Raw genomic sequence first — 23493 nt, forward strand, 5'->3', positions numbered from 1 at the left:
GGGCCGACGCGCGGACCGGAGCCCGGGGCCGGTGCCGCGTCAGTGCGCGGCCAGGGCCGCCTCGCCCGCGGCGCGCATGGCGGCGAGGGGGGCCGGGGTGCGGCCGGTGTGCTGCTCGACCTGGAGGACGGCCTGGTGGACCAGCAGGTCGAGGCCGCCGACGACCGCGCCGGACCGGGCGGTCCAGGCGGCGGCCAGGGCGGTGGGCCACGGGTCGTAGAGCACGTCGAACAGCGCGCCGGGGGCGTCCGGGACGGCGCCGGCGAGCGGGTCGGCGGCGCCGGCCGGCGTGGTGTTGACGACCAGCGGCTCGCCGAGCGCCTTCGCCGCGTCGGCCCAGTCGGCGGTGCGCACGGAGACGCCGAGGCGCTCGCCCCACTGCCGCATCTCCGCGGCCCTGGCCGGACCGCGCACGTACGCGGTGACCTCGCCGCGGCAGATCTGGGCGAGGGCGGCGAGCGCCGAGGAGGCGGTCGCGCCGGCCCCCAGGACCGCCGCCGACGGCACCGACGTCACGCCGCGCTCGCGCAGCGCCGCGACCATGCCGGGGATGTCGGTGTTGTCGCCGCGGCGCCGGCCGTCGGCGGTGAACACCACGGTGTTCACCGCCTCGACCGACGCCGCGGTCGGCGTGATCTCGTCCAGCAGCGGCAGGATCGCCCGCTTGAGCGGCATGGTCAGCGACAGCCCCGCCCACTGCGCCGGGTCGAGTTCCCCGACGAAGCCCGGCAGTGCCACCTCGTCGACCTCGAACCGGTCGTAGCGCCAGCCGTCCAGCCCCAGCGCGGCGTACGCGGCCCGGTGCAGCACGGGTGAGAGCGAGTGGGCGATCGGCGAGCCGAGCACGGCGGCGCGGTGCTGACCGGTCACCCGCCGTGCTCCTTCTGGTACTTGTTGAAGGCCGCGACGTTCTTCTGGTGGTCCGCCCACGTGACGGCGAACCGGGTGTCGTGCGGCTTCACCGTGACGAAGTAGACCCACTTTCCGGGGGTCGGGTTCAGCGCCGCCTCGATGGCGTCGTGGCCCGGGTTGTCGATCGGCCCCGGCGGCAGTCCCTTGTGCGTGTACGTGTTGTACGGGGACGGGTACTGGGTGTCCTTCGTCGAGGTGTTGAGGGTGGACCGGCCCATCGCGTAGTTGATGGTGGAGTCGAACCCGAGCGCCGTGCCCTGCTCGAGCCGGTTGTAGATGACGCGGGAGACCTTGCCGAAGTCCTCCGGGTCCTGCGCCTCGGCCTGGATCAGGCTCGCGATGTTGATGATGTCCCGCGGCGTCTTGTGGAGCTTGGCCGCGTCGGCCTCCAGGTCGTCCTTCGTGTACTCCGCGTTGGCCCGGCTGACCATCTGCTTGATCAGGTCCGCGGGCTTCGTCCCCTTGGCGACGCTGTACTTGGCCGGCCACAGGAAGCCCTCGACGTTGCCCTTCGCCCAGGCGGGCAGGCCGATGTTGACGCCCTTGACGTCCTTGGCCGTGGTGCCGGCCGCGAGCCCGAGCTTCTTGTCGATGGCCGCGTACACGGCGGTGGCCCGCAGGCCCTCGGGGACGATCATCGCGTTCTGCGACGCCGGGTCCAGCATCATCGAGACCGCGGCGGAGGCGGACATCTGCTTGTGCAGGAGGTACACGCCGGCCTGGATCGAGCGCCCCTTGGGGTTCTTGTTCGCCGCGGCGGTGAAGGCGCCGACGCTCTTCACCACGCCCGCGTCCTTGAGGAGGTTGCCCATGGCGGTCAGGCTGGAGCCGCTGGGGATCGTCACCTGGACGTCGCCGGTGCCCTGACCGGAGTAGTCGGGCGCCGGGCCGAAGTGCGACTGGTAGAAGGTGTATCCGTAGTAGCCGGCGCCGCCGACCGCGCCCACCAGAAGGGTGGCGACGACCAGGCACGCGCAGCCGCTGCGCCGCTTCTTGCCTTCCCTGCCCGCGGACTTGCCCGTCCTGCGGCCGCCGGAGGACGAGGGCAGCAGGTCGTCGTCCTCGTCGTCGTCCTCGTCACGGTCCGCGAAGAAGGCGTGCTCGCGCGGGCCGGGCCCGTCCGTGTCCTCCCACTCGCCGGTGTTGTCCGGCGCGGTGCGCATCGGGCGGGTGCCCGGCTCCACCGGACGGCCGGCGGGGCCGCCGGGCTGCCGCAGGCCCTGTGCGCCCGGGGCGGCGCCGGCCCCGGGCTGCCCGGGCTGGCCCATGCCGCCGGGGCCGACCGGCGGGCCGGGCTGACCGGGCTGTCCCTGGCCCGCGCCGGGCATCGGCTGCTGCGGATGGCCGCGGAACTGCGGCTGCTGGGGCGGCGGATAGCCGTTCTGGCCGTAGAGGTCGGGCTGCTGGCCGCTGTCGCCGTACGGGTCCTGCGCCTGCTGCCCGCCGTACGGGTCCTGGTGCGCGTAGCCGCCGGTCTGGTAGGAGCCGGTGTCGTACGGGTCATACGGTTCGTACGCAGCCTGGCCGCCGTAGGGCTGCTGGGGTTGTGCGGGGCGCTGCTGGTACTGCTCCTGCCCGTACTGCTGCTGCGGGTACTGCTGCTGCCCGTACTGCTGCTGTGAGTAGCCCTGCTGGGTGTACCCGGGCTGCTGCCCCGTGGCGTAGGGGTCCTGCCAGCCGTCCTGCTGAGGGTGGTGCTGCTGTTGCTGGTATCCCTGGCCCTGGTCGTACGCATCGCCGAAGAGCGGGTCCTCGGGATGCCACGCTTCCGAGCCGGAGCCCCGGCCGTAGTCAGTCATCGGTCCCCTTGGTACGCGGCCGGCAACGGGCCTGCCGACCTTGCGAAACGGGCGGCGCCAAGGAGGCGCCGCCGTATCGCGCGGAACGTTACCGTACCGCGATCAGATGACTGTTTCGACGCTCTCTCCCGGGGCTTTACCAGACACCCGTTCGGTCTCCAACGCACTCTGGAGAATGATGACGGCGGCTGCCTGGTCGACTACGGAGCGTCCCTTTTTCGCCTTCACTCCGGACGCGCGCAGTCCCTGAGCCGCCGTCACGGTGGTCATCCGCTCGTCCACCAGGCGGACGCCGACCGGCGCGATGACTTTCGCCACACTCTGTGCGAAGGCCCGGACCTTGGCCGCCGCCGGGCCCTCGGTCCCGTTGAGGGACCTGGGCAGCCCGATGACGACCTCGATCGGCTCGTACTCGGCGACGATCGCGGCGAGCCGGCGCAGCGCCGCCGGCACGTCCCGTCCCGGGACCGTCTCCACCGGGGTGGCGAGGATCCCGTCGGGGTCGCACGAGGCGACCCCGATCCGGGCGTCCCCGACATCGACGGCGATCCGCCGGCCCCTTCTCATGCCGCCTTCCCGCGTCCGGCCGCCCGTGCCCGCCTCATCGGTGGCCTCAGGCCTTCTCGGCCACGAGACGGCGGACGGCCTCCATGGCCTCGGCCACCGCGGCCGGGTTCTGGCCGCCGCCCTGGGCGACGTCGTCCTTGCCGCCGCCTCCGCCGCCGAGCGTCTTGGCGGCGGTGCGCACCAGCTCGCCGGCCTTGACGCCGCGCTCGCGGGCGGCCTCGTTGGTGGCCACCACGGTCAGCGGGCGGCCGCCGGCCACCGTGAACAGGGCGACGACCACGGGCCGCCCGCCGGTGATGCGCTGGCGGACGTCGAGCACGAGGCGGCGCAGGTCGTCCGCGCCCGTGCCGTCCGGCACCGCGCCGGTCACCAGGGCGACGCCCTTGACGTCCTCGGCGCCCTCGGCGAGCCCCGCGGCGGCCTGCAGCACCTTCTCGGCGCGGAACTTCTCGATCTCCTTCTCCGCGTCCTTGAGCTTGGCCAGCATGCCGGCGATCTTGTCGGGCAGCTCGTCGGGGCGGCCCTTGACCAGCTCGGTGAGCTGGGCGACGACGGTGTGCTCGCGGGCGAGGAAGTTGTAGGCGTCCACGCCGACCAGGGCCTCGACCCGGCGCACGCCGGAGCCGATGGAGGACTCGCCGAGCAGCTTGACCAGGCCGAGCTGGGCGGTGTTGTGCACGTGGGTGCCGCCGCACAGCTCCTTGGAGAAGTCGCCGATGGTCACCACGCGGACCTGCTCGCCGTACTTCTCGCCGAACTCGGCGATGGCGCCCTGCCGCTTGGCCTCGGCGATCGGCATCACCTCGGCCATGACGTCCAGTTCGCGGGCCAGCACCTCGTTGATCTTCTGCTCGACGTCGGTGAGCACCGTGCCGGGGACGGCGGTCGGCGAGCCGAAGTCGAAGCGGAAGCGGCCGGGCGAGTTCTCCGAGCCGGCCTGGGCGGCGGTCGGGCCGAGGGCGTCGCGCAGCGCCTGGTGGGTGAGGTGGGTGGCGCTGTGGGCGCGGGCGATGGCGCGGCGGCGCACCACGTCGATCTGGGCCTCGGCGACGGCGCCGACCGTCACCTCGCCGACCTGGACGACGCCCTTGTGCACGCTGACGCCGGGCACCGGCTGCTGCACGTCGCGGACCTCGACGATCGCCCCGCCCTCGATCCGGATCCGGCCGGTGTCGGCGAGCTGGCCGCCGCCCTCGGCGTAGAACGGCGTGCGGTCGAGGACCACCTCGACGTCGTCGCCCTCGGTGGCGGCGGGCGACGGCACGCCGTCCACCAGCAGGCCGACGACGGTGGACTCGTTGGTGTCCTGGGTGTAGCCGGTGAAGAGGGTGGCGCCGGCCCGGTCGGCGACCTCGCGGTAGGCGGACAGGTCGGCGTGGCCGGTCTTCTTGGCGCGGGCGTCGGCCTTGGCGCGGTCGCGCTGCTCCTTCATCAGCCGGCGGAAGCCGTCCTCGTCGACCGACAGGCCCTGCTCGGCGGCCATCTCCAGGGTCAGGTCGATCGGGAAGCCCCAGGTGTCGTGGAGCAGGAAGGCCTGCTCGCCCGGGAGCACGGTGCCGCCCTGCGACTTGGTCTCGGTGACCGCGGTGTCCAGGATGTTGGTGCCGGCCGACAGGGTCTTCAGGAACCGCGACTCCTCGGCGAGCGCCACGGACTCGATGCGCTTGCGGTCGTTGATCAGCTCCGGGTACTGCTGGCCCATCGTGCCGATGACGACGTCGACCAGCTCGGCGACCACCGGGCGGTCGGCGCCCAGCATGCGCATGTTGCGGATGGCGCGGCGCATGATCCGGCGCAGCACGTAGCCGCGGCCCTCGTTGCCGGGGGTCACGCCGTCGCCGATGAGCATGACGGAGGTGCGCATGTGGTCGGCCACGACCCGCAGCGAGACGTCGGAGTCGTGGTGGGTGCCGTAGTGCACGCCGGTCAGCGCGGTGGCGGTGTCGATGACCGCGCGCAGGGTGTCGGTCTCGTACATGTTCTGCACGCCCTGCAGGATCATCGCGAGGCGTTCCAGGCCGAGGCCGGTGTCGATGTTCTTGGCGGGCAGGTCGCCGAGGATCGGGAAGTCCTCCTTGCCCTCGCCGGCGCCGCGCTCGTACTGCATGAAGACCAGGTTCCAGATCTCCACGTAGCGCTCGTCGTTGACCGCGGGGCCGCCCTCGGGGCCGAACTCGGGGCCGCGGTCGTAGTTGATCTCGGAGCAGGGGCCGCAGGGGCCCGGCACGCCCATGGACCAGAAGTTGGGGCCCATGCCCAGGCGCTGGATGCGCTCGGCGGGCACGCCGATCACGTCGCGCCAGATGGCCTCGGCCTCGTCGTCCTGCTCGTAGACGGTGATCCAGAGCCTCGAAGGCTCCAGCCCGTAGCCGCCCTTGTCCGGGGAGGACGTGAGCAGCTCCCAGGCGAGCTTGATGGCGCCTTCCTTGAAGTAGTCGCCGAAGGAGAAGTTGCCGCACATCTGGAAGAACGTGCCGTGCCGGGTGGTCTTGCCGACCTCTTCGATGTCGGGCGTGCGCACGCACTTCTGCACGCTGGTGGCGCGCTTGAAGGGCGGCTTGACCTCGCCGAGGAAGTACGGCTTGAACGGGACCATGCCCGCGGGCACCAGCAGCAGCGTGGGGTCGTCGGCGATGAGGGACGCCGACGGCACGACGGTGTGCCCGCGCTCCTCGAAGAAGCGCAGCCAGCGGCGGCGGATTTCTGCCGACTCCATCAGTGTTCGTCCTTCCGGTCGTACGCGTTGTACGTGATACCCCGGCGGGCAGCCGGGACGTCGGAGTTGCGGGCGGTCAGGCCCGGGGTGTCGTCCGCCGCGGGCAGCGCCTTCGGCTGGTCGCGGCCGGTCAGGCCCAGGGCGTCCTGGAGTTCGCCCTCGCGCTGGGCCATGCCGGCCCGCACGTCCCGGGCGAACAGCCGCAGCCGGGCGCCGGTCTCCAGCGCCCGGTCGGCCGCGCTCGCGGCGAGGCCGTCGGGGCTGAGCCTGCGCACCGCCCGGTTGACCTTGACGGTGGCCCAGACGCCGGTGGCGGCGCCGGTCAGGAACCAGAACATGCGGCGGAACATGGGCGTGGCCTCAGTCCTTGGATCGGTTGCGACGGCCACCGCGCCGGGCGGGCGGCAGCACCTTGCCCGTGAGGGTCCTCGCGCGGGCCCGGCCGGCCTCGCCGGTCTGCAGGCCGACCGCGCGGCGCACCCCGTAGCCGAACGCGGCGACCTTCACCAGGGGGCCGCCGAAGGCGGTGGCGACGGTCGACGACAGCGCGGAGGCGTTGGCGGTCACCTCGGCGACGTCGGAGGTGATGGTGTCGACCCGGTCGAGCTGGGTGTGCGCGGTGCGCAGAGCCTCGGTCGCCTCGCCGAGCAGCGGGACGGCCTGTTCGGTGATGCCGGCGACCAGTTCGGTGGTCCGCCGGAGCGTCTGGGCGAGGCGCGCCAGCGCGACGGCGAGGAACGACACCAGGATCGCCCAGAACACCGCCACGATCAGGCCGGCCACCTCTCCACCGGACATCGCTGCCGCTCTCCCTCGTCACCCGCACGCCGGCAGTTGTGGGATGCCGGTCGTGAACCGTCGATATGTGCACTCGACCTTATCGCGCCGGACCGACGCCTCCGTACCGCATTCCCGCGTGCCACGGAGCGTGCCGCGGGTGCCGGGGGCCGCCGGCCCTCGGCGCCCGGCGCACTAGCAGACGGACGGCTGTTCGGAGGCGGGACGCGCTCGGACCTCAGTCGGAATCCGGTCGGATTGTACGGTCCGCACATCCACCAGTACGCTCCGTACATCATGAGTACACCGGGCAACCTTCCGGCCGATCTCACCAGCTTCGTCGGCCGGAACGATGAACTCACCGAACTCGCGCACCTGTTGGGGCAGTCCCGGCTGACCACGGTGACCGGACCCGGCGGAGTGGGCAAGAGCCGCCTGGCGCTGCGCGCCGCCGGCCGGTTGCAGGACCGTTTCCCCCACGGAGTGTGGTCGGTGGAGCTGTCCGGTCTGCGCGACGCGGGCCTGCTGGAGCAGGCCGTCGCCGACGCACTGCGGCTGCCCGACCACACCACCCGCGCGCCTAGGCACGCGCTGGCCGGGCATCTGGCCGACCGCGAGCTGCTGCTGGTGCTCGACGGGTTCGACGGCCTGCACGAGGAGTGCGCCGCGCTGGTCGGCGAGCTGCTGCGGCGTGCGCCGGGGCTGCGGGTGCTGGCGGCCGGCCGCCGCTCGCTGGGCATCACGGGCGAGCAATTGCTGCCGCTGGCCCCGCTGCCGGAGGCGGACGCGGTCCGGCTGTTCACCGAGCGGGCCGGCGGCGTGCTGCCCGGTTTCGCGGTGGCGCCGCCGGAGGAGGGCCTGGTCGCCGAGCTGTGCGCCCGGCTCGACGGGCTGCCGCTGGCACTGGAGCTGGCCGCGGTGCGGCTGCGGGCGCTGAGCGTGGAGCAGGTGCTGGAGCGGCTCGACGACCGCTTCCGGCTGCTGACCGGCGGCGATCCCACCGCCCCCGAGCGGCACCGGGCGCTGCGCACGGCGATCGGCTGGAGCCACGAGCTGTGCACCCCGCCCGAGCGCCTGCTGTGGGCCCGGCTGTCGGTCTTCGCCGGCCCCTTCGACCTGGACGCCGTGGAGTACGTGTGCACCGGCGCGGAGCTGGCCGAGGAGGGCGTCCTGGAGACCGTCGAGGCCCTGGTGGCGCAGTCGGTGCTGTCCCGCGAGCAGGGCGCCGACGGGCAGGTCCGCTACCGGATGCTGGAGAGCGTGCGGGAGTACGGCGCGGTGTGGCTGGCCGCGATCGGCGACGAGCTGCGGGTCAGGCGCCGGCACCGCGACTGGTACCTGGGCCTGGCCACGTGGTGCGAGCTGGACTGGTTCAGCCCGCGGCAGGCCGAGGTCGCCACCCGGGTGGCCGCCGACCTGCCGAACCTGCGCCTCGCCCTGGACTTCAGCCTCGACGGCACCGAGGGCGAGCCGCCGGACGACCCGGCGGTCGGCCAGTACCTGGCGGGCACCCTGTGGTTCTGCTGGGTCGGCTGCGGCCGGCTGGCCGAGGGCCGGCACTGGCTGGAGCGCGCGCTCGACGCGTGCGAGACGGCGAGCGAGGCGCGCGCCAAGGCCATGTGGGTGTACGGCTATGTCGCGCTGCTGCAGGGCGACTCGGCGGCGGCGCTCGCGGTGCTCCAGGAGTGCCGCCGGGAGGCGCAGGCCACCGGCAACGAGACCGCGGAGGCGTACGCGGTGCACCGGCTGGGCTGCCTGGCGCTGGTCTCGGACGACATGGCGCGCGCCGAGCGGTTCATCGGCGACGCGCTGCTGCGCTACCGCGGCATCGGCGAGCTGAACAGCAACGTGCTGATGGGCCAGGTCGAGCTGGCGATGGCGGTCGCCTTCCAGGGCCAACTGGACCACGCGGTGCGGCTGGCCGAGGACGTGCGGGAGATCTGCCGCGACCACGGGGAGCGGTGGGCGCTGGCCTACGCGCTGTACGTGCTGGCGTACGCCGCATGGAAGTCCGGCGAGCCGGAGCGCTCCCGGCGGCTGGCCGAGGAGTCGCTGGCGATCGGCCACGCCTTCCACGACCTGGTCGGGTCGGTGCTGGCGCTGGAGATGCTGGCGCTGGTGACCGAGGACGAGGGGGCGCCGCAGGAGGCGGCGGTGCTGCAGGGCGCGGCGGGCCGGCTGTGGCAGTCGGTGGGCCTGCGGCTGTTCGGCTCGCGGCACTTCAACGCCCCGCACACGGTGTGCGAGAAGCGGCTGCGGTCGGCCCTGGGCGACGGCCCCTACACGGCGGCGCTGTCGGAGGGCGGCCGGCTCGGCTTCGACGAGGCGGTGGTGCGGGCGCTGAACCGGCCCAGGACGCACGGCCGCAGGCCCGGCGGCGCGGGCGGCGGCACGGCCCCGCGAACGCAGCGGCCCGCCGCCTCCGGGGAGACGGCGGGCTGACGGCGACCGCACCCGGCGGGCGACGCGGGGCGGCCGGCGGATGATCGCGCGGGCGGCCGGTGGGTGACCGCCGGCGTTCCGCGGCGGATCAGCGGGCGTAGAACTCGACGACGAGCTGCTCGTCGCAGATCACCGGGATCTCGCTGCGGTTGGGGTCGCGGTCCAGCCGGAACGCCAGGGCCTGCAGGTTGACCTGGAGGTAGCGCGGGGTCTCGCCCTCGCCGGACCAGCCGCCCTCGCGGGCGACCAGGAACGGGGTCTTCTCGCGGGACCGCTCGCGGACCTGGACGACGTCCTCGGGGCGCAGCCGGTACGAGGGCTTGTCGACCTTGCGGCCGTTGACCTCGATGTGGCCGTGCACCACCATCTGGCGCGCCTGGTAGATGGTGCGGGCCAGCCCGGACCGCAGCACCAGCGCGTCGAGCCGGCGCTCCAGCTCGATGATCAGCGCCTCGCCGGTCTTGCCGGTGACCTTCTTCGCGCGGTCGTAGGCGCGCAGCATCTGCCGCTCGCTGATGTCGTACTGCGCCCGCAGCCGCTGCTTCTCCAGCAGGCGGGTCTTGTAGTCGCTGTTCTGCTTGCGACCGCGGCCGTGCTCACCCGGCGGGTAGGGGCGTGCCTCGAAGTACTTGACCGCCTTCGGGGTGAGCGCGATGCCCAGAGCCCGGGACTTCTTGACCTTGGGACGCGACTGATTCACGTACGTCGAACCTCCGTGTACTTAGGTAAGGCTCACCTTACCTGATGGTGTGCTGAGGGGTGCGCACGGTCCGACTCGGGAACCCCAGGCCCGCTGCTGCGGGCTTGGTCAGCCGCGTCCCGACGTGGAACATGCGCGCGGGCGGCCTTCGGCCGCCCGGCGCGCGCACATGCATCGAGGGTAACCCGGCGCGGAGCGGAGCCATTCCCGCCGGTGCCGGGGCCCGGCTCGCAGGCGGGCGGGACGGGCCGCCACCAGGGCTTCGACCGGCTACGGTGCCGCGTCCGCCTCCGGGGCGGGCTCAGCCGCGGGGCGGGCGGGCGGCTCGGTCCTGCCGGACAGGCGCTGCCGCACCCGCTCGACGACGTCGGCGTACCGGGCCTCGGCGCCGTAGCGGGTCGGCTCGTAGTAGCGGCGTCCCGCCAGCTCGTCCGGGGCGTACTGCTGGGCGGCGATCGCCCCGGGGACGTCGTGCGGGTAGACGTACCCCTGGGCGTGGCCGAGCTTGGCGGCGCCCTTGTAGTGGCCGTCGCGCAGGTGCGGCGGCACCGGACCGGCCTTGCCGGAGCGGACGTCGTCCAGCGCCGCGCCGATGGCGGTCGTCGCCGCGTTGGACTTGGGGGCCAGCGCCAGGGCGATGGTGGCGTGGCTGAGGATGAGGGACGCCTCGGGGAAGCCGATCATCGCCACCGCCTGGGCGGCGGCCACCGCGGTGGGCAGCGCGGTCGGGTCGGCCAGGCCGATGTCCTCGCTGGCGGAGATCATCAGGCGGCGCGCGATGAACCGCGGGTCCTCGCCCGCCACGATCATCCGCGCCAGGTAGTGCAGGGCCGCGTCCACGTCGGAGCCGCGGATGGACTTGATGAGGGCGCTCGCCACGTCGTAGTGCTGGTCGCCGTCCCGGTCGTAGGCGACCGCGGCCCGGTTCACCGCCTGCTCCAGGGTGGCCAGGGTGATGGCGTCCTCGCCCTGGGCGAGGGCCGCGCCCGCGCCGGCCTCCAGTGCGGTCAGCGCGCGGCGGGCGTCGCCGCCGGCGATCCGCAGCAGGTGCGCCTCGGCGTCCTCGGGCAGGGTGACCGAGCCGGCCAGCCCGCGCTCCTCGGACAGCGCCCGGCGCAGCACGCCGCGCAGGTCGTCGTCGGTGAGCGGCTCCAGGGTGAGCAGCAGCGAGCGCGACAGCAGCGGGGAGATGACCGAGAAGTAGGGGTTCTCGGTGGTGGCGGCGATCAGCGTCACCCAGCGGTTCTCCACGGCAGGCAGCAGCGAGTCCTGCTGGGCCTTGCTGAAGCGGTGGATCTCGTCGAGGAAGAGCACGGTCTCGCGGGCGTAGCCGCCGGACTCGCGCTTGGCGCTCTCGATGACCGCGCGGACCTCCTTGACGCCGGCGGTGATCGCCGAGAGTTCCACGAAGCGCTTGTTGGTGGCCTTGCTCACCACGTACGCCAGGGTGGTCTTGCCGGTGCCGGGCGGGCCCCACAGGATCACCGACGACGCGCCGGCCGGGCCGCCGCCGCCCTCCCCCACCAGGCGCCGCAGCGGTGAGCCGGGACGCAGCAGGTGCTGCTGGCCCACCACCTCGTCGAGGACGCGCGGGCGCATCCGGACGGCAAGCGGGCTGCTGCTGGGGTCCCGCTCCCGGCGCTCCTCGGCCGCGGCGGTGAACAGGTCTGGCTCCACGCCCTGAAGCCTAGGACACCCCTCTGACATGCCGCACCGCCCGGACCCCGAGGGGCCGCGGGCGGCGCTGGCAGGAAGTGGTGGTGTCGGGAAGCCGGCCGGGCGGCCGGGCGTTCCCGCAGGTCAGATGACGGTCTTCCAGTAGTACCAGAAGTGCGTGAGGATCAGCAGCGCGATCACGCCGTACCAGAGCACCGGCACCACCCAGTGGAACTCCAGCACCGCCTCGCGGACCTTGCCGGGCACCTTGATCAGACCGTGCTTGATGTTGTGCACGGCGGTGTACCAGAAGATCAGGATGGTGACGACCCAGGCCAGGCAGCACCACAGGCAGATCGCGTTGATGTTGTAGATCGTCTGGTACTGCAGCCAGCTCACGAAGCAGACGCCGAACAGCCCGCCGGCCTGCAGGCCGTACCAGAACCACGGCTTGTAGCGGGCGCCCGCGAACAGGCCCATCGCCAGGCTGATGACCACGCCGTAGGCGACCAGGCCGATGATCGGGTTCTGAAAGCCGAAGACGTGCGCCTGCGAGCTCTCCATCACGTCGCCGCAGGAGATGATCGGGTTGAGGCTGCAGGAGAAGTGCGGGGTCTTGCCCTCGAGACGGTCCTGCAGCAGGACGAACTTGTCGTTGGTGATCACGAACGACGCCCACAGGCCCAGCGCACCGCAGATCAGCAGCAGCCAGGTCAGCGGCTTGCCCGCCGCGATCTCCTCGCGCGCCGGCTCTTCGCGATCGCCGTCCGTACGGGGCTCGTCAAGAGCGGAAGTCGTCATGGTCGCCGATTCTCTCCGTGGGGGCGGGCATCCGTGGGGGCGGGCACCCCTCATTGTGCACGAGGTCGGTCAGGACGGCGTAAGTCCTGACCGACCTCCACCCGGACGGGCGGTTTAAACCAGCCGCTCCTTGACGGTGGCGACCAGATCGTCGAGTGCGACCGCCACCTGCTCGCCGGACTCCAGGTCCTTGAGCTGCACCACCGACGCGGCCAGGTCGCGCTCGCCGGCCACGACCGCGAGCCGCGCGCCGGACCGGTTGGCCGACTTCATCGCGTTCTTCATGCCCTTGCCGCCGAAGGCGAAGTCCGCCGCGACCCCGGCCCTGCGCAGCGCGGTGACGGCGCCGAACAGCACCCGCCGCGCCTCCTCGCCGAGCGGCACCGCGTAGACGTCGGTGACCGGCGGCAGCTCCAGCTCCACGCCCTCGGCCTTGAGCGCCAGCACCGTGCGGTCCACGCCCAGCGCCCAGCCGACCGACGGCAGCGACGGGCCGCCGATCATCTCGGACAGGCCGTCGTAGCGGCCGCCGCCGCCGACCGCGGACTGCGAGCCGAGCCCGTCGTGCACGAACTCGAAGGTGGTGCGGGTGTAGTAGTCCAGCCCGCGGACCAGCTTCGGGTCGTCCTCGTAGGCCACGCCCGCCTCGGTCAGCAGGTCGCGCACCTGCTCGTGGTACGCCTTGCATGCCTCGCACAGGTGGTCGGCGATCAGCGGCGCCCCGGCCAGCTGCCGCTGCACCGCCTCGCGCTTGTCGTCCAGCACCCGCAGCGGGTTGATCTCGATCCGGCGGCGGGTGTCCTCGTCCAGGTCGAGGCCGCGCAGGAAGTCCTGGAGGGCAGCGCGGTAGGCCGGGCGGCACTCCTTGTCGCCGAGGGAGTTCAGCAGCAGCCGGAAGCCGCGCAGGCCCAGCGACCGGTAGGCGTCCACCGCGAGGATGATCAACTCGGCGTCCAGCACCGGGTCCTCGGCCCCGATCGCCTCGGCGCCGACCTGCGAGAAGTGCCGGTAGCGGCCGGCCTGCGGCCTCTCGTAGCGGTAGTAGGAGCCGGAGTACCAGAGCTTGACCGGCAGGTTCCCGGCCTTGTGCAGGTTGGCCTGCAGCGCCGCGCGCAGCACCGACGCGGTGCCCTCGGGGCGCAGCGCGAGCTGGGTGCCCCCCTTGGTGGTGAGGGTGAACATCTCCTTGGTCACGATGTCGGTGGACTCCCCCACACCGCGGGAGAACAGCTCGACGCTCTCGAAACCGGGGGTCTCGACATAGCCGTAGCCCGCGCGGCGCGCGGGGGCGGCGATCGCCTCGCGCACCGCCAGGTAGGTCGCGGAGTCGGGCGGCAGCAGATCGTAGGTGCCCTTGGGGGCCTGGAACGTGCTCACAGCAGAAGTCGTCACAATCCTCGTCGTGGAGCCGGTTCTCCGGCTCCGGCGGCGCGGGCCGCCTCTCCCAGGAAGGGGTTGGCGGCGCGCTCGCGGCCGATGGTCGTCTGGGGGCCGTGGCCGGACAGCACCACGGTCGAGTCGTCGAGCGGCAGGCACACGCGGGCCAGCGACTCGTACAGCTCGGCCGCGGAACCGCCGGGCAGGTCGGTGCGTCCGACGGAGCCGGCGAAGAGCAGGTCGCCGGAGAACAGCACGGAGGGGATGGACTCCTCCGCGGCCTCGGGCAGCCTGAACGTCACCGACCCCCTGGTATGGCCGGGCGCGTGCGCGACGGTGAACTCCAGGCCGGCCAGCTGCAGGCCGGCGCCGTCGGTGAGCTCCCTGAGGTCGTCGGGCTCGCCGACGGTCAGTTCGCCCAGCAGCTGCGCGCCGATCGCCCGGCCCAGCGCCTTCTCCGGGTCGCCGAGCATGTACCGGTCCTCGGGGTGTATCCAGGCCGGGACGTCATGGGCTCCGCACACCGGGACGACCGAGGCGACGTGGTCGAGGTGGCCGTGGGTGAGGACGACGGCGACGGGCTTGAGGCGGTGTTTGGCGAGCATGTCCTCGACGCCCTGGGTCGCGAGGTGACCCGGGTCGATGATCACGCACTCCTCACCGGCGGCGGGGGCGACCACGTAGCAGTTGGTCCCCCAGGCCCCGGCGGGGAACCCGGCAATGAGCACGTTCGTCCTTCTGTCGTCCGCGACTTTCGCCGCGGTGCTGTCGAGCGGTGGTGTCCCACGAGCCTACCGGCGGGGGCGCGGCGGTCGCGAACTCGTATCGTGCCCGCAACGGACCGCCCTCGGACTGGACTGCGGGCCTGAGGGACGCGAAGATCTCGGCACACGCATTCGCGTTCGAGAACAGAACAACGGCCTGTGGCCGCCGGGACACCGGGGACACAGCCGCCACACAGTGAACGCACAGCGTGCCCCCCACGGCACGGACGGCAACGACAGACGACGGAGACGGCGAAGTGGTCACCAAGGATCAGCGGCGGCGGCAGCTCGCCCGGGAGAAGTTCGAGCGGCAGCAACTGCGCAGGGTCGAGGCGCGGCGGAAGTCGAAGGTGCGCAACTCCGCGATCGCCGCGGTCGTGGCGGTCGTGGCCGCCTCGCTCATCGGCGCGTACGCGGCAGGCGCCTTCGACGGCAGCAGCAAGAAGACGGACGCCGCCGCGAAGGCGAGCGCCACCCCGTCGGCCTCCGCCGCCGCCACCACCGCACCGGCCAAGGGACCGGACCCGTGCGCCAAGCCGGCCGCGGGCAACCCGGGCACCGCGCAGTGGAAGAAGGAGCCGGCGCAGACCATCGACAAGTCGGCGCACTACACCTTCACCCTGCAGACCACCTGCGGCGCGATCCCGATCTCGCTCGAGGCGGCCAAGGCCCCGGAGACCGTCAACTCCTTCAACTTCCTTGCCGGCAAGGGCTTCTTCGACCACACCAAGTGCCACCGGCTGACCACCACCGGCATCTACGTGCTGCAGTGCGGCGACCCGAGCGGCAGCGGCAGCGGCGGTCCCGGCTACACCATCGGCGACGAGAACCTGGACGCCTTCGGCAAGGCCGGCGCGACCGGCTCGGTGACGTACAAGGCGGGCACCGTCGCGATGGCCAACACCGGTCAGAAGCACACCGGCGGCAGCCAGTTCTTCCTCGTCTACAAGGACAGCCCGCTGCCCCCGAGCTACACCCCGTTCGGCACGATCAGCGCGGACGGCATGACGGTGCTCGACAAGATCGCCAAGGCCGGGGAGTCGACCGGCCAGGGCGACGGCGCGCCGAACGCCACCGTCGTGATCAACAAGGCGACGGTCACCAAGTCCTGACCGCGCGGCGGGGTGCGGGTCCAGGTCAGGGCCCGCGCTCCGCGGACACCGAGACCTGATCGGTATCTGAATCGCGATTGGGCCGTCATCGGATGCGGACAGCGAGGCCGCTGGTCGCCTATGTTGGCGTTGGACCGGTCAGGGCGTGCGGCCCGGCCGGCTGGAAACTGTGGACGATGCCCGCCGGGCGAGATTCGGTGGGGCATCACGTGAGGGAGGCGCTGTGAGCAGCGACCCGTGGGGCCGCGTCGACGAGACGGGGACCGTGTACGTGCGGACGGCCGACGGGGAGAAGGAGGTCGGTTCGTGGCAGGCGGGCTCCCCCCAGGAGGCCCTGGCCTACTTCGAGCGCAAGTACGAGGGGCTCGTCGTGGAGATCAGCCTCCTCGAACGCCGCGTACGGACCACCGATCTCGCCCCCAAGGAAGCCCTGACCGCGATCGAGCACCTGCGGGCCACCGTGTCCGAGGCGCATGCGGTGGGCGACCTGGCGGCCCTGGCCGAGCGGCTGGACGCACTGACCGCGCTGGTGGACTCCCGGCGCGAGGAGCGCAAGGCGGCGAAGGTCAAGCAGAACGAGGAGGCCAGGACCTCCAAGGAGCAGCTGGTCGCCGAGGCCGAGCAGCTCGCGGAGAGCGAGCAGTGGCGGACCGCGGGTGAGCGGCTGCGTGCCCTGGTCGACACCTGGAAGGGCCTGCCGCGGCTGGACCGCAAGGCCGACGACGAGCTGTGGCACCGCTTCAGCCACGCCCGTTCGGTGTTCTCCAAGCGCCGCAAGGCGCACTTCGCGTCCCTGGACGCGCAGCGCGAGGATGCCAGGCGGACCAAGGAGAAGCTGGTCACCGAAGCCCAGTCGCTGTCGGACTCCACCGACTGGGGCCCGACGGCGGCCCGTTACCGCGAGCTGATGGCGGAGTGGAAGGCCGCGGGCCGCGCGCAGCGCGAGGCCGAGGAGGACCTGTGGAACCGCTTCCGCGGTGCGCAGGACGTCTTCTTCGCCGCCCGGTCCGAGGTGTTCGAAGAGCGGGACACCGAGCAGCGGGAGAACCTGTCGCGCAAGGAGGAACTGGTCGTCGAGGCGGAGAAGCTGCTGCCGGTGAGCGACCTGAAGTCCGCCCGGGCGGCGTTCCGTTCGATCAACGAGCGCTGGGAGGCCATCGGCCACGTGCCGCGGGACGCCCGGCCGCGGATCGAGGCGCGGATGCACACGGTGGAGCGCGCGCTGCAGGAGTCCGAGGAAGCCGAGTGGCGCCGGACCAACCCCGAGGTGCGGGCCAGGGCCGAGGGCCTGACCGGACAGCTGCAGGCGGCCGTCGACAAGCTGCGCCAGCAGGTCGAGGCGGCGCGTGCCGCGGGCAACACCGCGAAGGCGGACAAGCTGCAGTCCGAGCTGGACGGCCGCCAGGCGCTCCTGGACGCCGCCCTGAAGGGCATGGGCGAGTTCCGCTAGGACTCCCCCGCCGGAGCGCAAGTACCTCGCGCCCCTGAGGGTGACCGCACTGCGTGCGCGGTCCCTTCAGGGGCGCGGTCGTTTCAGCGCTGGCGGCCCGAGGTGACGCGGTAGACGTCGTAGACGCCCTCCACGCCGCGGACGGCCTTCAGGACGTGGCCGAGGTGCTTGGGGTCGCCCATCTCGAAGGTGAAGCGCGAGGTGGCGACCCGGTCGCGCGAGGTCTGCACCGCCGCCGACAGGATGTTGACGTGCTGGTCGGACAGCACCCGGGTGACGTCCGACAGCAGCCGCGACCGGTCCAGCGCCTCGACCTGGATGGCGACCAGGAAAACCGAGGACTGCGTCGGCGCCCACTCGACGTCGATGATCCGCTCCGGCTGCTGCGACAGCGACTCCACGTTGACGCAGTCCGCCCGGTGCACCGAGACGCCGTTCCCGCGGGTGACGAAGCCGATGATCGGGTCGCCCGGCACCGGCGTGCAGCAGCGGGACAGCTTGACCCACACGTCGCTGGCGCCCTTGACGATCACGCCCGGATCGGCGTTCGCACGGCGCTTGGTGCGGCCCTGCGTCGGGGTGGTGATCTCGGCAATGTCCTCGGTGGCACCCTCCTCGCCGCCGAGCGCGTCCACCAGCTTCTGCACCACCGACTGCGCGGTGATGTGGCCCTCGCCGATCGCCGCGTACAGCGCGGAGATGTCGGGGTAGCGCATCTCGTGCGCCAGGGTGACCAGCGAGTCGCCGGTCAGCACCCGCTGGATCGGCAGGTTCTGCTTGCGCATCGCCCGGGCGATGGCCTCCTTGCCCTGCTCGACCGCCTCCTCGCGGCGCTCCTTGGAGAACCAGGCGCGGATCTTGTTGCGGGCGCGCGGGGACTTGACGAAGCCCAGCCAGTCGCGGGAGGGCCCGGCGCCGGCCGCCTTGGAGGTGAAGACCTCGACGGTGTCGCCGTTGTCCAGCGTCGATTCCAGCGGCACCAGGCGGCCGTTGACCCGCGCCCCTATGGTGCGGTGGCCGACCTCGGTGTGCACCGCGTACGCGAAGTCCACCGGGGTGGCTCCGGCCGGCAGGGCTATCACGTCGCCCTTGGGCGTGAAGACGAAGACCTCGTTCTGCGACAGGTCGAAGCGCAGCGACTCCAGGAACTCGCCCGGGTCCTCGGTCTCCTTCTGCCAGTCCAGCAGCTGCCGCAGCCACGCCATGTCGTTGACCGCGTCGTCCTTCTTGTCCGAACGCGGGCTGTCGGTGCGGACCTTGGAGGCGCCGGCCACCGCCTCCTGCTTGTACTTCCAGTGCGCGGCGATGCCGTATTCGGCGCGGCGGTGCATGTCGAAAGTGCGGATCTGCAGTTCGACGGGCTTGCCGCTGGGACCGATCACCGTGGTGTGCAGCGACTGGTACATGTTGAACTTCGGCATCGCGATGTAGTCCTTGAACCGGCCGGGGACCGGGTTCCATCGCGCGTGGATGGTGCCGAGCGCCGCGTAGCAGTCCCGGACGGTGTCGACCAGCACCCTGATGCCGACCAGGTCGTAGATCTCCGCGAAGTCCCGGCCGCGGACGATCATCTTCTGGTAGACGCTGTAGTAGTGCTTCGGGCGGCCGGTGACGGTGGCCTTGATCCGGGCCGCGCGCAGGTCCTGCTGCACCTGGTCGGTGACGACCGCGAGGTACTCGTCGCGCTTGGGGGCGCGTTCGGCGACGAGGCGGACGATCTCGTCGTACATCTTCGGGTAGAGGATCGCGAAGGCGAGGTCCTCCAGCTCCCACTTGATGGTGTTCATGCCCAGCCGGTGCGCCAGCGGGGCGTAGATCTCCAGCGTCTCGCGGGCCTTCTTCTCCTGCTTCTCCCGCTTCAGGTAGCGCATGGTCCGCATGTTGTGCAGCCGGTCGGCGAGCTTGATCACCAGCACCCGCGGGTCCTTGGCCATCGCCACGACCATCTTGCGGACCGTCTCGGCCTGCGCGGCCTCGCCGAACTTGACCTTGTCCAGCTTGGTGACGCCGTCGACGAGCAGCGCGACCTGGTCGCCGAAGTCGCGGCGCAGCTGCTCCAGGCCGTACTCGGTGTCCTCGACGGTGTCGTGCAGCAGCCCGGCCATCAGGGTGGCCGGGTCCATGCCCAGCTCGGCGAGGATGGTGGTGACCGCGAGCGGGTGGGTGATGTACGGGTCGCCGCTCTTGCGCTTCTGGCCGCGGTGCCAGCGCTCGGCGACCTGGAAGGCCCGCTCGATCTGCCGCAGCTGGGCGCTGTCGCCCTTGGGGTCGTTGCCCCTCACGATCCGCAGCAGCGGTTCGAGCACCGGGTTGTACGGGCTGGAGCGCTGCACGCCGAGCCTGGCCAGGCGGGCCCGCACCCTGCTGGACGAGGCCCCGGGGCGCGTGGGCGCGACGGCCCCGGGCGTCCGGACGGGCCGGACACCAGGAGGCGCGGGCTTGGGCGCGGCCGCGCTGCTCTCGGCGGGCTCGACGGCGCCGCCGGTCGCGGCCGGAGAACCCGACCCGTCGGTGGCGGGCTCCGGCCCGCCTGCGGCGCCGAGTGGCTGGGCCTGGTCTGGCAAGTGCACTCCTCACGCGGTGGTGGGAGTACCCATGGTATCGAGCCCGCAGGGAACACGGGCGCCCAGCGGGCCGCCGGGGGCCCGGAAGGGCCCGAGCACGGCCCCACGACGGCGCACCAGGGCCGTGCGGGGCCTGCGGGGCCGCGGAGGCCGCAGGCGGCCCCGCGCGGCCTCAGAGGGCGATGAGAGCGTCCAGGGGGGCGCCGGAGAGCATCGGGGTGAGCCGGTCCCGGCCGCCGAGGAAGCCGAGCTCCAGCAGCACGGCCACGCCCGCGACGGTCGCGCCGGCCCGGTGGATCAGCTCCAGGGACGCCTCCGCGGTGCCGCCGGTGGCGAGCACGTCGTCGATGACCAGCACCCGGTCGCCGGGGGCGAAGGCGTCGGTCTGCAGCTCGATCGAGGCGGTGCCGTACTCCAGGTCGTAGCTCTGCCCGAGGGTGTCCCCCGGGAGCTTGCCGGCCTTGCGGACGGGGACGAAGCCGAGGTGGGCGCGGGCCGCGGCGGGCGCGGCGAGGATGAAGCCGCGCGCCTCCAGGCCGACGACCTTGGTGGCGGCGTGCCGTGAGCAGATCCCCGCGAAGGCGTCCACCAGCGCGCCGAAGGCGACGGGGTCGGCCAGCAGCGGGGTGATGTCCTTGAAGACCACCCCCGGCTTCGGATAGTCCTGCACGTCCCTGATGCGGGAGAGCAGCAGGTCCCGCAGTTCCGGGGAGGACGCTTCCGTCGTGGTCATGGTGCTTCTTTCGGGCGGGGAATCCGGCAGAGGTGGGGGTGGGGGTGGGGATGGGTGGCGGTGGGGGCAGTGCGAGCGTACGGGCCGCCGGTGGCGCGGCCGTCCGGGGGCACAAAGACGCCCGCCGCCGCCCGGCTCCTGGAGCCGGGCGGCGGCGGGCGGTGGATCAGCGGCGCTTGCCGGAGGGACGGTTGCGGCTGCGGTTGCCGCGTCCCGGGGGCTGGTTGCGCGCCGGGCGGCTGCCGGCGCCGGCGCCCTGGGTGCGCTGGCCGACGACGCCGGCGGTGGCCGCCGCACCCTCGCCCTCGTCGTCCAGGCCGTCCTCGCCGTCCACGACACTGCCGGCCGGCTCGTCGCCCTGCTCGGCCTTGGCGGCCTCGGAGGCCCGCTTGGCCAGCACGCGCTTGCGCAGCGTCTTCATCTGCGGCTCGCGCTCCTTGAAGTCCGCCACGAGCGGGGTCGCGATGAAGATCGAGGAGTAGGCACCCGCGGTGAGGCCGACGAACAGGGCCAGCGCGATGTCGTTCAGCATGCCGGCGCCGAGGAGGCCGCCGCCGATGAACAGCAGCGCGGCGACCGGCAGCAGCGCGACGACCGTGGTGTTGATCGACCGCACCAGCGTGCTGTTGAGGCTGCGGTTGGCGATGTCGCTGTAGGTGAACTTGGACTGCTTGGTGATGTCCTTGCTGGCTTCCTTCAGACCGTCGAAGACGACGACGGTGTCGTAGAGGGAGTAACCGAGGATCGTCAGCAGACCGATGACCGTGCCCGGCGTGACCTCGAAGCCCACCAGGGCGTAGACGCCGGTGGTGATCGTCAGGTCGTGGAGCAGGGCGACCAGCGCCGCCAGCGCCATTCTCCACTCGAAGGCGATGGCGAGGTAGATGACCACCAGGACCAGGAAGATGATCAGGCCCTCGAGGGCCTTCTGGGAGATCTCCTTGCCCCAGCTCGGGCCGACGATCTCGGCGTCGATCTGGGCCTTCGGCATCTTCAGCGACGTGGCGATCTTGTCCTGCGCCTCCTTGGAGGCGTCGGTCGAGATGCCGCTGACCTGGATGCGGACGCTGCCGGTGCCGAGCTTCTGCACGGTGGCGTCGTGACCGCCGGTGTCACCGGAGATCTTGTTCTGCACGTCGGAGACGGACATCGTGGTCTTCGGCGTGGTGAACACGGCGCCACCGGAGAACTCGATGCCCTCCTTGAGCCCGTTGACCGCCAGGCCGAGGACCGCCGCGATCGTGATCAGGATCGAGATCCCGTACCAGATCCTGCGCTTGCCGACGAAGTCGTAACTGACCTCGCCCCGGTGCAGCTTGTGCCCGAGGTTGCCGAGCTTGGACATCAGGCTTCCTTCGTCTCGGAGGGCTTGCGGCGGACACTGCGCAGGGGTGCTCTCCGCACGCCGAGGCTCTCGGGGTTCAGGCCGGACCACTTGTGGCCCTTGGCGAAGAACGGCTTGCGGGCCAGGATCGTCATCAGCGGCTTGGTGAACAGGAAGACCACCGCCACGTCGAGGAGCGTGGTCAGACCCAGCGTGAACGCGAAGCCCTGGACCTTGCCGACCGACACCACGAACAACACCGCGGCGGCCAGGAAGGACACGAAGTCGGACACCAGGATGGTGCGCCGGGCGCGCGGCCAGCCGGTGGCGACGGCGGGCTGCAGGGACCTGCCCTCGCGCAACCCGTCTCTGATGCGTTCGAAGAACACGATGAACGAGTCGGCGGTGATACCGATGGCCACGATGGCGCCGCAGACCGCGGGCAGGTTCAGCGCGAACCCGATCGCCGAGCCGAGCAGGCACATGATCGTGTAGGTCAGCACGGCCGAGACCAGGAGGCTCGCGAGGGCCACCAGGCTCAGACCGCGGTAGTACGCGACCATGTACAGCACGACGAGCGCGAGGCCGACGGCGCCGGCGATCAGGCCGCCGCGCAGCTGCTCGCCGCCGAGCGCGGCGGAGACGGTGGTCTTGTCCTGGACGCTGAAGGCCAGCGGCAGGGAGCCGTACTTCAGGACGTTGGCCAGGTCCTCGGCCGACTGCTGGGTGAAGCTGCCGGAGATCTGGGCGCTGCCGCCGCTCAGCGCGCTGGAGACGCGCGGCGCGGACTGCACGTTGCCGTCCAGGTCGATGGCGAACTGGTTGTACGGCTGCTGCTGGCTGGCCAGGTTGCCGGTGACGGTGGTGAACGCCTTGGCACCCGAGGAGTTGAACGTCAGGTTGACGACCCAGCCGTTGCCCTGCTGGGTGTCGAAGGCGGCGTTGGCGCCGGAGACCTTCTTGCCGTCGATCAGGGAAGGGCCGAGCACGTACTTGTACCACTGGCCGCTGACCTGGCCGCAGGCGACGACCTTGTCCGCGGCCTTGTTGTTCTCGACCGCGGTGGCCCGCTGGTTGGCGTTGGTGCAGTCCAGCTTGTCGAGCTTGGCCTGCAGGTCAGCGGGGATGCTGGTGTCCGCGGCGGCCGTCGTGCCGGTGGTCGCCGGGGTGGTCGGCGTCGGCGTCGGGGACGGCGTGGGCGCCTTGTCCACGCTCGACGTCAGCGCGCCCGTGACGGCGCGGCCCTGCGGGCTGGCGCTGTTCGACGGGGTCGCGGAGGACTTCGCGGTGCCGGTGGGGGTGGACTTGGGAGTGGCGCTGCCCGAGGGCTTCGGCGTCGCGCTCCCCGAGGGCGTGGGGGTCGGGGTCGCCTTGGTCGGCGTGCCCGCAACCTCGGCCAGGACCTGGCGGAAGTACAGCTGGGCGGTGGTGCCCACCTGCTTCTCGGCCTGGTCGGCGTTGGTCCCCTTGGGGATGTTGACGATGATGTTCTTCGAGCCCTGGGTCTGGACCTCGGCCTCGGAGACACCCAGACCGTTGACACGGCGGTTGATGATGTCCACCGCCGTGTTCATGTTGGCCTTGTTGACCGCGCTGCCCTGGTTGGCCTTGGCCTGCAGGGTGATGCTGACACCGCCGGCCAGGTCGATACCGAGTCGCGGCGTCCGCTGGTTGGAGAGGAAGATCCCTCCGGTCAGCGCCACCAGGGCGATGAGAATCACGGCCAGAGCGCGCCCGGGATAACCCTGGCTCCCCGAGGACCTGCGGCCCTTCTTGGCTGCTGCCACCTTCTTGTTTCT

18 protein-coding genes are annotated in these 23493 nt (G+C 72.0%); 3 read left to right on the forward strand and 15 right to left on the reverse strand.

Features of this window, described 5'->3' with window-relative positions; all coding sequences use genetic code 11:
• Positions 1-39: 39 nt before the first annotated feature.
• From ACH4TG_RS25500 to ACH4TG_RS25525, 6 genes are all read right to left on the reverse strand, one after another.
• A complete protein-coding gene (locus ACH4TG_RS25500; protein ID WP_398244821.1) occupies positions 40-870 on the reverse strand; it encodes a shikimate dehydrogenase in 831 nt (276 codons plus the stop codon).
• Positions 867-2711: an endolytic transglycosylase MltG gene (gene mltG, locus ACH4TG_RS25505; protein ID WP_398244822.1), complete on the reverse strand. Its 1845-nt coding sequence runs from the start codon at positions 2709-2711 to the stop codon at positions 867-869. The genes ACH4TG_RS25500 and mltG overlap by 4 nt, the downstream gene beginning before the upstream one ends.
• 102 nt (positions 2712-2813) lie before the next feature.
• Entirely contained in the window at positions 2814-3278 is a 465-nt protein-coding gene (gene ruvX, locus ACH4TG_RS25510; RefSeq protein ID WP_398244823.1) for a Holliday junction resolvase RuvX, read from the reverse strand.
• A 46-nt stretch (positions 3279-3324) separates the two neighbouring features.
• Positions 3325-5994 (reverse strand): alanine--tRNA ligase, encoded by a 2670-nt coding sequence (gene alaS, locus ACH4TG_RS25515; protein ID WP_398244824.1) that lies wholly within the window; start codon positions 5992-5994, stop codon positions 3325-3327.
• The gene (locus ACH4TG_RS25520; protein ID WP_398244825.1) at positions 5994-6344 is read right to left on the reverse strand and encodes a DUF6167 family protein; all 351 of its coding nucleotides are present in this window, start codon (positions 6342-6344) and stop codon (positions 5994-5996) included. Before ACH4TG_RS25520 ends, alaS begins: the two co-directional genes overlap by 1 nt.
• A gap of 10 nt (positions 6345-6354) precedes the next feature.
• Complete coding sequence (locus ACH4TG_RS25525) at positions 6355-6792, reverse strand: DUF948 domain-containing protein (protein ID WP_398244827.1); 438 nt, start codon at positions 6790-6792, stop codon at positions 6355-6357.
• Positions 6793-7068: 276 nt separating this feature from the next.
• Here ACH4TG_RS25525 and ACH4TG_RS25530 point away from each other — a divergent pair, with 276 nt between their 5' ends.
• On the forward strand, positions 7069-9213 hold the full coding sequence (locus tag ACH4TG_RS25530; protein WP_398244828.1) for an ATP-binding protein: 2145 nt from the start codon (positions 7069-7071) through the stop codon (positions 9211-9213).
• A gap of 88 nt (positions 9214-9301) precedes the next feature.
• Here ACH4TG_RS25530 and rpsD read toward each other — a convergent pair whose 3' ends face one another.
• The 5 genes from rpsD to ACH4TG_RS25555 form a co-directional block, all read right to left on the reverse strand.
• The gene (gene rpsD, locus ACH4TG_RS25535) at positions 9302-9913 is read right to left on the reverse strand and encodes a 30S ribosomal protein S4 (protein ID WP_398244829.1); all 612 of its coding nucleotides are present in this window, start codon (positions 9911-9913) and stop codon (positions 9302-9304) included.
• A gap of 270 nt (positions 9914-10183) precedes the next feature.
• Positions 10184-11590, reverse strand: a complete 1407-nt coding sequence (locus ACH4TG_RS25540; protein WP_398244830.1) for a replication-associated recombination protein A — start codon at positions 11588-11590, stop codon at positions 10184-10186.
• A gap of 123 nt (positions 11591-11713) precedes the next feature.
• A complete protein-coding gene (locus tag ACH4TG_RS25545; protein ID WP_398244831.1) occupies positions 11714-12370 on the reverse strand; it encodes a vitamin K epoxide reductase family protein in 657 nt (218 codons plus the stop codon).
• 114 nt (positions 12371-12484) lie between these two features.
• Positions 12485-13747: a histidine--tRNA ligase gene (gene hisS / locus ACH4TG_RS25550; protein WP_398244832.1), complete on the reverse strand. Its 1263-nt coding sequence runs from the start codon at positions 13745-13747 to the stop codon at positions 12485-12487.
• A gap of 11 nt (positions 13748-13758) precedes the next feature.
• Positions 13759-14475, reverse strand: coding sequence for an MBL fold metallo-hydrolase (locus ACH4TG_RS25555; RefSeq protein ID WP_398244833.1), 717 nt, complete (start codon positions 14473-14475; stop codon positions 13759-13761).
• 293 nt (positions 14476-14768) lie between these two features.
• Between ACH4TG_RS25555 and ACH4TG_RS25560 the strand changes: the two genes are divergently transcribed.
• Positions 14769-15623, forward strand: coding sequence for a peptidylprolyl isomerase (locus tag ACH4TG_RS25560; RefSeq protein ID WP_398244834.1), 855 nt, complete (start codon positions 14769-14771; stop codon positions 15621-15623).
• Positions 15624-15846: 223 nt separating this feature from the next.
• The gene (locus tag ACH4TG_RS25565; RefSeq protein WP_398244835.1) at positions 15847-17073 is read left to right on the forward strand and encodes a DUF349 domain-containing protein; all 1227 of its coding nucleotides are present in this window, start codon (positions 15847-15849) and stop codon (positions 17071-17073) included.
• An 83-nt stretch (positions 17074-17156) separates the two neighbouring features.
• Here ACH4TG_RS25565 and ACH4TG_RS25570 read toward each other — a convergent pair whose 3' ends face one another.
• The 4 genes from ACH4TG_RS25570 to secD form a co-directional block, all read right to left on the reverse strand.
• The gene (locus ACH4TG_RS25570; RefSeq protein ID WP_398244836.1) at positions 17157-19637 is read right to left on the reverse strand and encodes a RelA/SpoT family protein; all 2481 of its coding nucleotides are present in this window, start codon (positions 19635-19637) and stop codon (positions 17157-17159) included.
• A 172-nt stretch (positions 19638-19809) separates the two neighbouring features.
• On the reverse strand, positions 19810-20370 hold the full coding sequence (locus tag ACH4TG_RS25575) for an adenine phosphoribosyltransferase (RefSeq protein ID WP_398244837.1): 561 nt from the start codon (positions 20368-20370) through the stop codon (positions 19810-19812).
• A gap of 166 nt (positions 20371-20536) precedes the next feature.
• Entirely contained in the window at positions 20537-21715 is a 1179-nt protein-coding gene (secF, locus tag ACH4TG_RS25580) for a protein translocase subunit SecF (protein WP_398244838.1), read from the reverse strand.
• Positions 21715-23481, reverse strand: a complete 1767-nt coding sequence (gene secD / locus ACH4TG_RS25585; protein ID WP_398244839.1) for a protein translocase subunit SecD — start codon at positions 23479-23481, stop codon at positions 21715-21717. Before secD ends, secF begins: the two co-directional genes overlap by 1 nt.
• Positions 23482-23493: the final 12 nt, after the last annotated feature.

This window comes from Streptomyces sp. NPDC020917, from assembly GCF_044333795.1.
Lineage (GTDB): Bacteria > Actinomycetota > Actinomycetes > Streptomycetales > Streptomycetaceae > Actinacidiphila.